This is a genomic window from Actinomadura oligospora ATCC 43269, assembly GCF_000518265.1.
Classification (GTDB): domain Bacteria; phylum Actinomycetota; class Actinomycetes; order Streptosporangiales; family Streptosporangiaceae; genus Spirillospora; species Spirillospora oligospora.
On sequence record NZ_JADG01000012.1, the window covers coordinates 332565 to 346407 of the forward strand.

General features: G+C 72.3%; 10 protein-coding genes. All 10 read left to right on the top strand.

All coding sequences use genetic code 11. The features are described from left to right. Nucleotides 1-1992: a fumarate reductase/succinate dehydrogenase flavoprotein subunit gene (locus P696_RS47185; protein WP_051467969.1), complete on the top strand. Its 1992-nt coding sequence runs from the start codon at nt 1-3 to the stop codon at nt 1990-1992. After that, the gene (locus tag P696_RS0121725; RefSeq protein WP_026413984.1) at nt 1989-2759 is read left to right on the top strand and encodes a succinate dehydrogenase/fumarate reductase iron-sulfur subunit; all 771 of its coding nucleotides are present in this window, start codon (nt 1989-1991) and stop codon (nt 2757-2759) included. The genes P696_RS47185 and P696_RS0121725 overlap by 4 nt, the downstream gene beginning before the upstream one ends. Before the next feature lie 374 nt (nt 2760-3133). Then, nucleotides 3134-3817 carry a Crp/Fnr family transcriptional regulator gene (locus P696_RS0121730; protein ID WP_026413985.1) on the top strand — a complete coding sequence of 228 codons (684 nt, stop codon included), beginning with the start codon at nt 3134-3136 and terminating at the stop codon, nt 3815-3817. 158 nt (nt 3818-3975) lie between these two features. After that, complete coding sequence (locus P696_RS0121735) at nt 3976-5031, top strand: LysR family transcriptional regulator (protein ID WP_026413986.1); 1056 nt, start codon at nt 3976-3978, stop codon at nt 5029-5031. Nucleotides 5032-5170: 139 nt separating this feature from the next. Continuing rightward, the gene (locus P696_RS0121740; RefSeq protein WP_157429839.1) at nt 5171-5938 is read left to right on the top strand and encodes a hypothetical protein; all 768 of its coding nucleotides are present in this window, start codon (nt 5171-5173) and stop codon (nt 5936-5938) included. Nucleotides 5939-6045: 107 nt separating this feature from the next. Continuing rightward, complete coding sequence (locus P696_RS47190) at nt 6046-7707, top strand: LCP family protein (RefSeq protein WP_051467970.1); 1662 nt, start codon at nt 6046-6048, stop codon at nt 7705-7707. Between the two features lie 141 nt (nt 7708-7848). Beyond that, nucleotides 7849-8337, top strand: coding sequence for a DUF4282 domain-containing protein (locus P696_RS54695; protein ID WP_026413988.1), 489 nt, complete (start codon nt 7849-7851; stop codon nt 8335-8337). Nucleotides 8338-8500: 163 nt separating this feature from the next. After that, the gene (locus P696_RS0121755) at nt 8501-10717 is read left to right on the top strand and encodes a serine/threonine-protein kinase (protein ID WP_245627757.1); all 2217 of its coding nucleotides are present in this window, start codon (nt 8501-8503) and stop codon (nt 10715-10717) included. Next, nucleotides 10714-11820 carry a coiled-coil domain-containing protein gene (locus tag P696_RS0121760; protein WP_026413990.1) on the top strand — a complete coding sequence of 369 codons (1107 nt, stop codon included), beginning with the start codon at nt 10714-10716 and terminating at the stop codon, nt 11818-11820. The genes P696_RS0121755 and P696_RS0121760 overlap by 4 nt, the downstream gene beginning before the upstream one ends. A 91-nt stretch (nt 11821-11911) precedes the next feature. Beyond that, a complete protein-coding gene (locus tag P696_RS0121765; protein WP_026413991.1) occupies nt 11912-13792 on the top strand; it encodes an AAA family ATPase in 1881 nt (626 codons plus the stop codon). The last annotated feature ends 51 nt before the right edge of the window (nt 13793-13843 follow it).

Below are 13843 nucleotides of genomic sequence, written 5' to 3' on the forward strand. Positions count from 1 at the left end.
ATGACCGAAATCGAGAGGCACGCCTGCGACGTCGTCGTGATCGGCGCGGGCGGTGCGGGACTGCGCGCGGCGATCGAGGCGCGGCTCCAGGGCAAGAAGGTCGCCGTCATCTCCAAGTCGCTGTTCGGCAAGGCGCACACGGTGATGGCCGAGGGCGGCGCGGCGGCCGCCATGGGCAACGTGAACCCGAACGACAACTGGCAGGTGCACTTCCGCGACACCATGCGCGGCGGGAAGTTCCTGAACAACTGGCGGATGGCCGAGCTGCACGCCAAGGAGGCCCCGGACCGGGTCTGGGAGCTCGAGGCGTGGGGCGCGCTGTTCGACCGCACCAAGGACGGCAGGATCTCGCAGCGCAACTTCGGCGGGCACGAGTACCCCCGGCTCGCGCACGTCGGCGACCGCACCGGCCTGGAGATGATCCGGACGCTGCAGCAGAAGGTCGTCGCGATGCAGCAGGACGACCACCGCGAGCACGGCGACTACGAGGCGCGGATCAAGGTCTGGGCCGAGACCACCGTGACCCGCCTGCTGAAGGACGGCGACGGGCGGATCTGCGGCGTGTTCGCCTACGTCCGCGAGACCGGGACGTTCGTGGTGTTCGAGGCCCCGGCCGTCGTGCTGGCCACCGGCGGCATCGGCAAGGCGTTCAAGGTGACGTCCAACTCGTGGGAGTACACCGGCGACGGGCACGCGCTGGCGCTGCTCGCCGGGGCGTCGCTGCTGAACATGGAGTTCGTCCAGTTCCACCCGACCGGGATGGTCTGGCCGCCGTCGGTGAAGGGCCTGCTGGTCACCGAGTCGGTGCGCGGCGACCGGGGCGTGCTGCGCAACTCCGACGGCAAGCGGTTCATGTTCGACTACATCCCCGAGGTCTTCCGCGACAAGTACGCGACGACCGAGGAGGAGGGCGACCGCTGGTACGACGACCCGGACAACAACCGCCGTCCGCCGGAGCTGCTGCCGCGTGACGAGGTCGCGCGGGCGATCAACTCCGAGGTGAAGGCGGGGCGCGGGTCGCCGCACGGCGGCGTGTTCCTCACGGTCGTCGACCGGATGCCCGGCGGCGCGGAGGAGATCCGGCGGCGGCTGCCGTCGATGTACCACCAGTTCAAGGAGCTGGCGGACGTCGATATCACGGCCGAGCCGATGGAGGTCGGGCCGACCTGCCACTACGTCATGGGCGGCATCGAGGTCGACCCGGACACGGGCGCGGCGCTCGTGCCGGGCCTGTTCGCGGCGGGCGAGTGCTCGGGCGGCATGCACGGCTCGAACCGGCTCGGCGGCAACTCGCTGTCGGACCTGCTGGTCTTCGGACGGCGGGCCGGGCTCGGGGCCGTCGAGTACATCGACGGGCTGGCGGCGCGTCCCGCCGTCCCGGACGCGGAGGTCGCGGCGGCGTCGGCGGAGGCGCTCGCCCCGTTCGGCCGTCCGGACGGCGAGAACCCGTACGCGGTCCACTCCGAGTTGCAGATGACGATGAACGACCTGGTCGGCATCATCCGCACCGAGTCGGAGCTGGCGGAGGCGCTGGAGAGGCTCGACGCGCTGCGCCCGCGGGTCGCGAAGGTCGGCGTCACGCCGGTCGGGGTCGGCGCGGGCGACGGCCGCGGCTACCACCCGGGCTGGCACCTGTCCCTCGACCTGCGGAACATGCTGCTGGTCTCGGAGGCGGTCGCGCGGGCGGCGCTCGAACGGCAGGAGAGCCGAGGCGGGCACACCCGGGACGACTACCCGGTCATGTCGGCCGACTGGCGCAAGGTGAACCTGGTGTGCCGGTTGTCCGGCGACGCGTCCGACCCGGTGACGGGGGCGCGCGTGGACCTGCGCCGCCAGCCGATGGATCCGATGCGGACCGATCTGATCGGCCTGTTCGAGACCGACGAGCTGAAGAAGTACCTCACCGCGGCCGAGCTGCCCGGCGGCGACCCGGAGGCGGCCGCGTCGGACCCGGCGGCGGGCGAGGCGGCAGGCGAGGAGGGCGAGCAGTGAGCTACCAGGCCAAGTTCCGGGTGTGGCGCGGCGACGAGGGCCGCGGCGAGCTGACCGACTACACGGTCGAGGTGAACGAGGGCGAGGTCGTCCTCGACATCATCCACCGGCTGCAGGCGACGCAGGCCCCCGACCTCGCCGTCCGGTGGAACTGCAAGGCGGGCAAGTGCGGCTCGTGCTCGGCGGAGGTCAACGGCATGCCGCGGCTGCTGTGCATGACCCGGATGTCCACCTTCGAGCCGGACGAGGTCGTCACGGTCACGCCCGTCCGCACCTTCCCGGTCATCCGGGACCTGGTGACGGACGTGTCGTTCAACTACGAGAAGGCGCGGCAGATCCCGGCGTTCGACCCGGGCGAGACCAAGCCGGGCGAGTTCCGGATGCAGCAGATGGACGTGGAGCGCTCGCAGGAGTTCCGCAAGTGCATCGAGTGCTTCCTGTGCAACAACGTCTGCCACGTGATCCGCGACCACGAGGAGAACAAGCCGGAGTTCGCCGGGCCGCGGTTCCTGATGCGGATCGCCGAGCTGGAGATGCACCCGGCGGACGAGGCGGACCGCCGGAACATCGCCCAGGACGACCACGGCCTCGGTTTCTGCAACATCACCAAGTGCTGCACCGAGGTCTGTCCCGAGCACATCAAGATCACTGACAACGCGCTGATCCCGATGAAGGAGCGCGTCGTCGGCCGCCGCTACGACCCGGTCGTCTGGCTCGGCTCGAAGCTCGGCATCGTGAAGAAGGGCCAGGACACGCCGTCCGCGTGACCTCGTCGTGGGAACGGCCGCCGGTGCACTCACCGGCGGCCGTTTCTTGTTGGACCAGGCCGCAGGAGGGGCGTTCGAGGGGGCGCGGGGCGGGGTGGCGTCACGCGAATGTCACCGTCCGGTGAGCTGCGTGGCGGGGGGTCCGGCGGACGGGGGCGGCGATGACGGCGGGCGGCGTGCCCCCGTCACCGCCGCCCGTCGCCACCGCCGTTCCCCGCGAACGCCGTCGGCCACCGTGACAACTGGGCCACCGTGCCGCGCTCCACCCTCGCTCGAACAAAGCGCGGTGAATAGGTAGAAGTACACAGAACGGGCACTTGATTTGTTCTACCGTCGTGGGTCCCCCGAGGGCGTCCGCGACTTAGCGTGGAGGCATGACCGCCTTGGAGCCGGGCTCCTTCCTCGCCGAACTCACCCCCGCCGAGCGGACCGACCTCGAGTCCCGCGGGGGCGTGCGGACCTTCGACCGTGGAGAGATGCTGTTCCACGAGGGTGAGGACGGCGTGTGGGTGGCGGTGCTGCTGGCCGGACGCGTCAAGGCGTACTCCACGCGTGAGCAGGGCGGCGAGGCGGTCCTCGGCGTCCGGGGGCCGGGTTCGCTGCTCGGCGAGGTCGCGGCGATCGACGAGCTGCCGCGGTCGGCGTCGGTGAAGACGCTGGAGCCCGCGCGGGCGCTGGCGGTCACCACCGCGGACTTCCGCGCCTACCTGGCCTCGAACCCGCGCGTCTCGTTCATCATCATGAAGATGCTGTGCCAGCGATGGCGCGAGGCGGACCGCGGCCGGGTCGAGTTCGGCATGTTCGACGCGACCGGACGCGTCGCGCAGCGGCTGGTCGAGCTGGCCGAACGGTTCGGCGTCCCGTACACGGGCGTGAACGGCGCGAGCGTCCAGATCACGTTGAGCCTGACGCAGGAGGAGCTGGCCGGATGGGTCGGCGCGTCCCGCGAGGCGGTCAGCAAGGCGCTGCGCACCCTGCGCCGCCACGGATGGATCGAGACGGGACGGCGCAGCGTCATCGTCCACGACATCCAGGCCCTCCGCCGCCACGCCCGCTGACACGAACCGCCGTCCGGGCGGGAATGCAGGACGCCGCGTCCGGGGGACCCGCTTTCCCGAAGTGATCATCCCCCTCGGGGAGGCCGGGCCGGGGGGGTGGGGCGTGTCGGGTCGGGTCGGGCGGCGGGTCGTGGACGGGCTGCCCCTACCCTGTGAGCGTGCAGTTGCAGCAGCTCGCCTACTTCGTCGCGGTCGCGGAGGTCAGGCACTTCACGCAGGCGGCCGAGCTGCTGCGCGTCGCCCAGCCGTCGCTGTCCAAGCAGATCCGCGCCCTGGAGACCGAGCTCGGCGCGTCGCTGTTCAGCCGGGCGCGCGGCAACATCACCCTGACACCGGCGGGCGAGGCGCTGCTGCCGCTGGCCAAGCGGATCCTCGCCGACGTCGACACCGCCCGGCTCGAGGTGCAGGAGCTCGCCGGGCTGCGCCGCGGGCGGGTCCGGCTCGGCGCGACGCCGTCGCTGTGCGCGGGCCTGCTCGGGGACGTGCTGCGCCGCTTCCACGACGCCTATCCCGGCATCGAGCTGCTGGTCGAGGAGGGCGGCTCGCGCGACCTGGTGCGGGACCTGACCCGCGGCTCGCTCGACCTCGCGCTGGTCATCCTGCCGCTGCACGGCGACCCGCCGCTGTCCACGACGCCGATCCTGCGCGAGGACCTGGTGGCCGCCTCCCCCGCCCTTCCGGCCTCCCCCGCCGCCGAGGCCGCGGGCCGTCCCGCCGAGGCGGGCGTGGGCGGACGGCTCGCCGGTCGCGGCTGCCAGCTGCCGCGCCGTCCCTACCTGCACATCTCCGACCTCCGGGACCGTCCGCTGGTGATGTTCCGCCCGGGCTACGACCTGCGGGAGGCCACGATCGGCGCGTGCCGCGCGGCGGGTTTCGAGCCGCGCTTCGCCGTCGAGGGCGGCGAGATGGACGCGGTGCTCCGGTTCGTCGAGGCCGGGCTGGGCATCGCGGTCGTGCCGAGCATGGTCCTCGCCGGACGGCCCGGGCTGCACGGCACCCCGCTGGTCATCACCGACGAGGACGACCCGTCCCGCGGCGGACGGCGGAACCAGCCCGGCCACGGCCTGCGCCGCACCATCGCGCTGGCGCACCGCAAGGACGTCGACCTCACCCACGCCGCCCGCGCCTTCCAGGAGACCCTGGAGAACTTCCTGGTCGAGGCGGGGCTCGCGGGCAGCCTGCCGTCCGGCGTCGAGACGCTGCTCACCCCCTGAGCGACGCCCGCCCGCCGGGCTCGGGTCGCCGGTCGGGGCTTGTTCTGGGGGACGGCGTGAACCGGGGCGGGGAGCTGGAAGTCAGTAAGAGGTAGGCAGGCGGACGTCTGGTGGCGTCCTTCGTGGCGAGGAGCGAGCGATGTCCTTTGGCCCTCCCCCTTATCCGGGGCCCCGGTATGCCGAGGCCCCGGTTCGTCCGCCGCGTCCGCAGACGGTGCAGATCGCGTTCTACCTGATGCTGGTCGGGGCGGCGATGCAGGTGCTGGGCCTCATCATCACGGTGGTGCGCATCAGTGCGCTGCGCGACGAGTTCCGGACGCAGCTCGCGGAGAGCGGGTCGACTCCGACCGAATCGTCGCTGGACGCGATGGTCGCGATAGTCATCGTGTTCGCGAGCGTGTTCGCGCTGCTCGGGGTCGCGTTGTGGGTCTGGATGGCGTTCATGAACCGGGCGGGCCGTCCCTGGGCGCGCATCACCGGGACGGTGTTCTTCGGCCTGTACACGCTGAGCACCGGGTCCGGCACGATCGTGCTCACGTCCGGGAGGACCAGCGAGTACAACCTCGGGGGCAACACCCCGGCGACCTTCGCCGTCAGCGCGGTGACCTGGCTGATCGGGCTGGCCATCATCCTGCTGTTGTGGAACAGGGCTTCCGGTCCGTTTTTCCGGCCGGTCTACGGGCCGCCGCCGGTTCCCTACGGGCAGGCTCCGGTCGGGTACCACCCGTATGCCGAGCAGCCGGGTCCGGTCGTCCAGGGGCAGGCCATGTATCCGCAGGGCGGTCAGGCTCCGCCGTTCGAGGGGCAGCCGCCGTATCCCGGACAGCCGCCGTATCCCGGGCAGGTGCCGCCTGGAGCGGGTGAGGCGCCGCCGTCCACGCCGCCCAACTGGCAGAGTCCCGGCTGATCCCTCCCTGACGGCATGGGCCCGACTGGCGAGCTTTGCCGCTTTTAGCACCATAATTTGGCGGGGCGACCCCGCGCCTCACCAGTGCTGACCTGAGATGGAACCGAATGAGCGACAGAGACCCTGAACGCGAGCATCCCCGCGAGGGCCTCCCGAAGGACACCGAGTCGTCCGCCCCCGAGGCCGGGGTGGAGGCGGACCGGAACGCCGAGGCGGGACGTCTCTGCGAGAACGGCGGATCGGCGGCTTCGGACACGGACGCGTCCGGCGATGCTTCGGACGCGGACGGGTCGGCGGCTGCTGCTGCTGAGATTCCGGGGTTGGATTCGGCGGAGAACCGGGGCGGGCGGCCGGCGAGGAAGAGGGCCCGGCGGCGGGCGCTGCGCTGGGTCGCCGGCGGGATGGCCGGGGTCGTGCTGGTCGCCGGGGGCGTGGCCGCGTGGCTCTACCAGGATCTGCGGGGGAACATCCGGCAGGAGCACGTCAAGGGACGGCTCGGGGAGAACCGTCCGGCGAAGCTCAACAAGTCGCTGAACATCCTGCTGGTCGGGTCGGACACGCGCGAGGGCGAGAACGGGAAGTACGGCTCGGCGGCGGAGATCTCCGGCGCGCGGTCCGACACGACGATCCTGCTGCACCTGTCGCCGAACCGCGACCAGGCCGTGGGGATCAGCTTCCCGCGCGACTCGATGGTGAAGATGCCCACGTGCAAGCGGGACGAGGGCGCGGACGTCCCGGCGCACTTCGGGATGATCAACGAGGCGTTCGCGTACGCGGGGCCGACCTGCACGTGGAAGACGCTCGAGTCGCTGACCGGGATCCATATCGACCACTTCGTCCAGGTGGACTTCGTCGGGTTCAAGCGGATGGTGGACGCGCTCGGCGGCGTGGAGATCTGCCTCGACAAGCCGGTGGACGACCCGCGCGCCGAGCTGCACCTGAAGGCGGGACGGCAGGTCGTGAAGGGCGACGACGCGCTCGGCTACGTCCGCGCCCGCTACTCGCTCGGGGACGGCTCCGACCTCGAGCGGATCCAGCGGCAGCAGAAGTTCATGGCGTCGGTGGTGAGCAAGGCGACCGGCTCGTCCATGCTGACCGATCCGGCCAAGACCTACCGGTTCCTCAAGGCGGCGACGAAGTCGGTCACGACCGACGACGAGCTCGACCTCGGCGGGATGAAGAAGATCGCGGACGGCCTGAAGGACATGAGCGCCGGACAGGTCCGGTTCGTCACGGTTCCCGTGGAGCCGTACGCGCCCGACCCCAACCGCGTCCAGTGGGACCAGACACAGGCCAAGGCGTTGTTCCAGGCGATCCAGCACGACAACGACCTGCCCGCGGCGGCGCCGTCGGCCGAGACGTCCGGGCGTCCGGCGAAGGTGGACACCGCCAAGCCGGCGGGGCCGACCGCGCAGCCCAGGCCGTCCGCGAAGGTGCGGGTCACGGTCGTGAGCGCCGGGGCCAGGCCGCAGAACGTCACGCGCGTCGTCGAGCAGTTGAACCGGCGTGGATTCGACGTCGAGAAGAAGGTCGAGAAGGCCACGACGACGAAGCAGACCAGCCTGTCCTTCTCCCCGGGCGCGGACGGTCAGGCCACGCGCCTGGCCCGCATCGCCCCGACGGCCGTCCTCACCCCGGATCCGAACACCCCGAACGGGACGATCCGCCTCGTCCTCGGGACGGACGGACTCCAGCTCCTCCCGCCGAAGGCCCTCGACTCCATCACCGGCGGTGTGCAGCCCGACCAGAACATCTGCGCGCGGAACTAGGCCGTTCTCCCCGGCCCCAGGAAGAACGGGCCTGCGGTTTCCCTTGCCCCGCCGACAGACCCGGCGCACTGTCGGCGGGCCGTCCGCGCCCGCGCGCTCTAGAGTCGTTCCAACGGTCAGGAACACCTCCAGGAGACGGCGATGACGCACCCATCCGACCCCGGTCAGTCCCAGCCGCCGGGCCATCCCTACGGCCCTCCGCCGCCACCCCCGTCCGGCACACAGCAGCCCCCGCCGTCCTACCACCAGCCTGGCCCGCTCCCCGGCCCCCGCGCCTCCACCCCCGGCCACGCCACCGGCCCGCAGCAGGCATGGGTGCCGATTCCGCGCGAGAAGGGCCTGCTCGGCGGGCTGCTCGACGCGAACTTCGACACGCTGGTCACGCCGAAGCTGATCAAGTTCTGGTACGTCCTGGCGATCCTGCTGATCAGCGTGCAGTGCCTGGCGTTCCTGCTGCTGGGGTTGAAGATCGCGACGTGGGACGACTTCTGGGCGTGGGGCGTCATCATGGCCGTCTCGTCGCCGTTCGTGTGGCTCTTCGAGCTGCTGATGGTGCGGATCCTGATGGAGGCCGTGATGGTGCGGTTCAAGGGCGTGGAGTACCTGCACGTCATCAAGGACAAGATCTGACGGTCCCGGCGGACGCCGAGGACCGCAGGCACTGAGGGCGAGGGACGGACGTCAGGTGGCCGAGTTCGGGGAGACGCGACGCGACCCGGGATTGACCCGGCGGGACGTGCCGGAGGCACGCGGCGGCGAGGGGCCGGATACGCGCGGCGGTGGGGTGCCGTTGGTGCGGTTGCCGGAGGAGTTGGCGGGGCGGTTCGCGGTGGTCGCGGAGTTGCCGGTGCAGGGGGCGGAGTCGGATCTGCTGCTGGTGCGGGACGGCGGCGGGCGCGAGCTGGTGATGAAGGTGTTCCGGCGCGGGTTCCACGCGGACCGGGACGTGTGGGCGAAGCTGCCCGCGCTGGGGTCGCCGCATGTGGTGCGGATCCTGGAGACGGGGAACGCGGGCGGGCGCGACTACGAGGTCGCCGAGTACGCCGAGCACGGGAACCTGCGGACGGTCATGGACCGGGGCCCGCTGGACACCCCGGACATCGCCCGGATCGTGGAGCAGCTCGCGGAAGGGATCCGGGCGCTGCACGACGCGGGGATCGTGCACCGAGACCTGAAGCCCGAGAACGTCCTGGTCACGGCGCTGGACCCGGTGCGGACGGCGATCACCGACTTCGGCTTGAGCCGGGTGCTGGAGCAGAGCGTGGTGTTCGCGTCGTCGTCGCGGACGCTCGCGTACGCGGCGCCGGAGTCGCTGTCGGGGCAGGTGTCGCCGGCGCGGGACTGGTGGTCGCTGGGGATGGTCGTCCGGGAGATGGCGACCGGGCGTCCGCCGTTCGGCGGGCTGAGCGAGACGGTGGTCGTCGACCATCTGGCGACGCGTCCGATGCCGGTGGAGGACGTCGAGGATCCTCGGGTGCGGCTCCTGGTGCGGGGGCTGCTGACGCGTGATCCGCGACGCCGGTGGTCGTCCGCGCAGGTCAGCGCGTGGCTGGCGGGTGAGTCGCCGGACGTGGCGGACGAGCGGGAGCGCTCGGCGCCCGTCCATGGGCCGCCGTCCGGGCCGGGGCTGCCGTTCGACGGGCGGCGGTTCACCGACCGGCGCGAGCTGGCGCGGGCGCTGGTGGAGCGCTGGGACCACGCGGCCGTGTACCTGTTCGGACGCGGCGAGGCCGGGGAGGCGTGGCGGACGCTGCGCGACTGGCTCGCGGAGGTCCCCGACGACAGCCGGATCGAGCTGGTCGACCGCCACCTGACCTCGGACACCCTGAGCGCGGACGGCAAGCTGCTGCACCTCGTCCGCTGGCTCGATCCGCAGCTCCCGCCGCACTACCTGGGCCGCCGCGTCACCCCGGACGACCTGCCCGGCCTGGCCGCCCTCGCGAGCGAGCCGGGGCATCCGGACCACCGGACGGCGTGCCTGCTCGGCAAGGGCCTGTGGGACGGGCGGCTCCTGGACGTCCTGGCCGGTTTCGAGGGGGCGCACGAGCTGGCGCGCGTCGACGTCCAGTGGCGGGCGCACGTCGCGGCGTGGAACGACCTGGCGCGCTGGCTGCGCTCACAGGACGCGCTGCCGCTCGCGGCGAAGGCGCGGCTCCCCGGGACCGGGGCGGCGGACGCGCCGGTCGCGGGCGAGGTCCCGCCGGACGAGCCGCCCGTCGTCCTGCTGACGCTGCTCGCGCTGGCGGCGCGTCCGGCGGAGACGGCGAACGCGCTGAGGCAGGCCGTCGCGAAGCGGCACGGCGAGGACGTGCCGTGGTTCGCGTGGCTGGTGGACGGCGCGGCGGACGACGATCCGCTGCGCCTGCTCGCGGTCGCCCGGACGCAGCCGGAGGCCGCCGCCGAGGCCGCGGCGCGGCAGCGGGACCGGCGGGCCGAGGAGATCAAGGCGGAGGAGCTTCGCCGCCACCGGGATGAGCAAGAGCAGCGGCGCTTGGAGAAGAAGAACGCGGCCGTCACGCGCGCGATCGGCTGGTCGCTGCCGATCCTGCTGTTCTGGCTGGCCGGAAGCGGGCTCATCGCCCAGCTGGCGGGGGGCGGCACCAAGACCGGCCCGGCCGGTTGGTTCGTGATGCTCGGCTTCGTGGCCGTCCTCGCATGGGCCGTGCAGTGCGTGGCCGAGGTGTTCGTCGCGCGCGCGCAGGGAGGCGAGTACTTGCCGCACGGTCCGTGGGCGTTGGCGTCGAGCGCGCTGTCGGCGAGCGGACGCGGCATGAACAAGGTCGGTCAGGCCATGCGCGGGACGCCGGGCAAGCGCGGTCTCGTGCCGTTCGCGCTCGTGTTCGGGATCATGTTCGCCCTGCTGCTGATCGCGCTGGCCGCCGTGACCCCGGCGGGCGGCCTGCTGTGGATGCTGGCGATGCCGTCCGCGGCCGTCGCGCACGCGGTCGCCGCGGGCGTCCGGCTGCACCGCTGGCGCACCACCCGGAATTCCGAGAGAGGGACATCATGAGCAGCGGCGTCGAGGCCGACATCGTCCTGGACGCGGCGGTCGTCCTCACCCTGGGGATGAACCGCGCGCTGGGCCGCGCGACGGGGCTGGCGGGACGCGGCGCGCAGGCGCTCGCGGACCGCGCCGCGGGCCGTGCCGAGGCGCGCGGACGCCGCCTCGCCGAGGTGCGGGACCTGGAGCGCGCGCTCCGCGAGGTCGTCGAGCGCAACGCGCGCATCCAGGCGCTCCGTGAGCTGGGCGCGGAGGACCTCCCGGCGCCGCTCGCGCCGGGCGAGGACGACGCGTCCGACGACCTGACCGCGTGGTGCGCGCGCGCCGACGCCCTGCTGGACGAGGCGGAGACCGCCCTGTCCAGGAGGATCGCCGCCGACCTCGGCACACAGATCTTCGCCACGGAATCCCTCACCACCGACACCTCGAAGCCCCCGGCACCGACGCCCGCGCGCGTGGACGAGGCGCTCGAACGCGTCCTGTCGCGGCTGCTGCCGGACGCCACGGACGAGGACCGCCGGAACGTCATCGACGCGGCGAAACTGCTGTCCGAGACCGGTTCCGCGCAGGACGCCGAGACCGTCCTGTCCGAGGTCAGGCTGCGCGTCCAGGGCGCGAACAACAACGCCCGGACGCGTCGCGAGCAGGTGAGACGCGCGCGCGCGGAGCAGGACGCACGTGAGCAGGCCGAGGCCGAGCGGCAGTACGTCCTGACCGAGGTCACCAAGGCGTTCGAGGACCTGGGCTACGAGGTCCAGCAGAGCTTCGAGACGCTCACCGCCGACAGCGGCTCGCTCGTGCTGTCCAAGGGCGACTGGACGGACCACAGCGTCCGCATGCGGCTGGACGGCGACGCGAAGCTGCGCGCGAAGATGATGCGCGCCACGCCCGTCCTGAGCGAGAACGACCGGCGCGTGGACGTCGAGCGCGAGCAGGAGTGGTGCGACGCGTTCGAGGCGGCGCGCGAGCGGCTCCAGGACGCCGGGATCGGCTCGGACGTGACCTGGCGGCTCGCCCCGGGCGTGGAGCGGCTCCCCGTCCGGTCCGAGGCGCGGCAGACTGGGACGCGGGCCGCCCGGGCCAGGGCGCGGGAGCGAAGCCCTGGAGAATGACCCGGACCCGGAGAGCGACCCGGGGCCTGCGAGGGCCCCGGCGAGCGAGCCGGAACCACAGCCCCGACGACGTCTACCGGAAGAAGTACGCGTGAGTATCGAGTCCCCCACCCTCGGCGGTCGGCTGCCCGGATGGCCGCCGTTCATCCGCGAGCTGGACGCGACGCTGGCGGTCCACTCCCAGTACGTGCTGTCGGGGAACCTGTACGACAGCTTCCTCGCCCCGGGGGACGGCACCGCCCCGGCGCGTCTCCTGCCGCTGCGCGACCTGCTGTGGGAGTCGATGCGGTCGAGCGGCTACTCGTTCATGGTCGTCTACGACGCCGTGGACGGCATCCAGATCCATCCGCCGACGGCGGCGGACGAGGCGCAGCGGCTGCTCGGCAAGGTCAAGCAGGACGACAAGCCGTCCCTGGAGGCGCTGACCCGGCACCTGGCCGCGGTCGCGCGTCCGGCCGAGGACGTCCGGGCCGCGTTCGTGATCGACTCGGCGTCCCGGATCGCGCGGACGCCGACCGACCTGGAGCCCGCCGAGCGCGACTTCTTCCGGTTCTGCGCCAAGCTGTCCCGGACGGCTCGTCCGGTGCGGGTCGCGGGCGGCCAGCGGCCGAAGCCGCTGTACAACCCGGTGCTGTGGCTGGTGGACCGGCCCGGCGACCTTCCCCCGTGGCTGACCGCCGAGAACGAGAACGTGCGCGAGATCACCATCCCGCGCCCGCACCTCGGCGACCGGCAGGAGACCGCGCGGCTGCTGGCCCGCGCGTTCGGTGTGACTGACGTCGGCGCGGACGAGGCGGCGGCGCAGGCGTGCGACGCGTTCGCCGAGCAGGCGGACGGGCTGACCCTGCAGTCGATGATCGAGGTGACCCGGCTGGCCAAGGAGCGCAACGTCTCGCTCACCGACCTGCCGGACGCCGTCCGCACCTACAAGCTCGGCGTGCTCGACAACCCGTGGAGCCGCGGGCACCTGCGCCGCCGCGTCCTGGAGGGCGAGAAGCGCGTCCCGGAGCGGGTGATCGGGCAGCCGCAGGCGGTCACCAAGACCCTGGACATCCTGAAGCGGGCCGTGCTCGGGCTGTCCGGCGCGCAGGCGACCCGGTCCGGGTCGCGCCCGCGCGGCGTGCTGTTCTTCGCCGGGCCGACCGGCGTCGGGAAGACCGAGCTGGCCAAGTCGATCACCGAGCTGGTGTTCGGGGACGAGTCGGCCTACCTGCGGTTCGACATGAGCGAGTTCTCCGGCGAGGGCTCCGGGGACCGCCTGATCGGCGCGCCGCCCGGCTACGTCGGGCACGAGGCGGGCGGCGAGCTGACCAACGCCGTCCGGGAGGACCCGTTCCGGGTGATCCTCTTCGACGAGATCGAGAAGGCGCACCCCCGGATCCTGGACAAGTTCCTCCAGATCCTCGAGGACGGCCGGCTCACCGACGGGCGCGGCAACACCGTCCACTTCTCCGAGGCGATCCTGATCTTCACCTCGAACCTCGGGATGTTCGTCCCGGCGCACGACCCCACGGGGAGCGGCTCGTCCGCGCGGGTCCGCAACGTGATCCCCGGCATGCCGTACGAGGACGTCGAGCAGCGCATCAAGGGCGCCGTCGCCGACCACTTCACCGAGGTGCTGAACCGGCCGGAGCTGCTCAACCGGTTCGGCGACAACATCGTGGTGTTCGACTTCATCGGCGCGGAGGCCGCGGACCGGATCTTCGACCTGCAGTTCGCCAACATCTGCCGCCGGGTGACCGACGAGCACCGGCTCGTCCTGTCGGTGAAGGGCGAGCCGCTCGGCACGCTGCGGGAATGGTGCACCGCCGAGCTGGACAAGGGCGGCCGCGGCATCGGCATGGCGCTGGAGTCCCACTTCGTGAACCCGCTGGCCCGCGCGCTGTTCGACCGCGACCTCGTCCCGGACGACAAGATCACGGTGACCGCCGTCCGGCGCGAGGGCAGCATCGTCCACGTGGACATCGCGTGACCCGCCGTGCGCTCGTGACTCCTTGGGCGTGGGCGAGTGGGGATCGTCGCG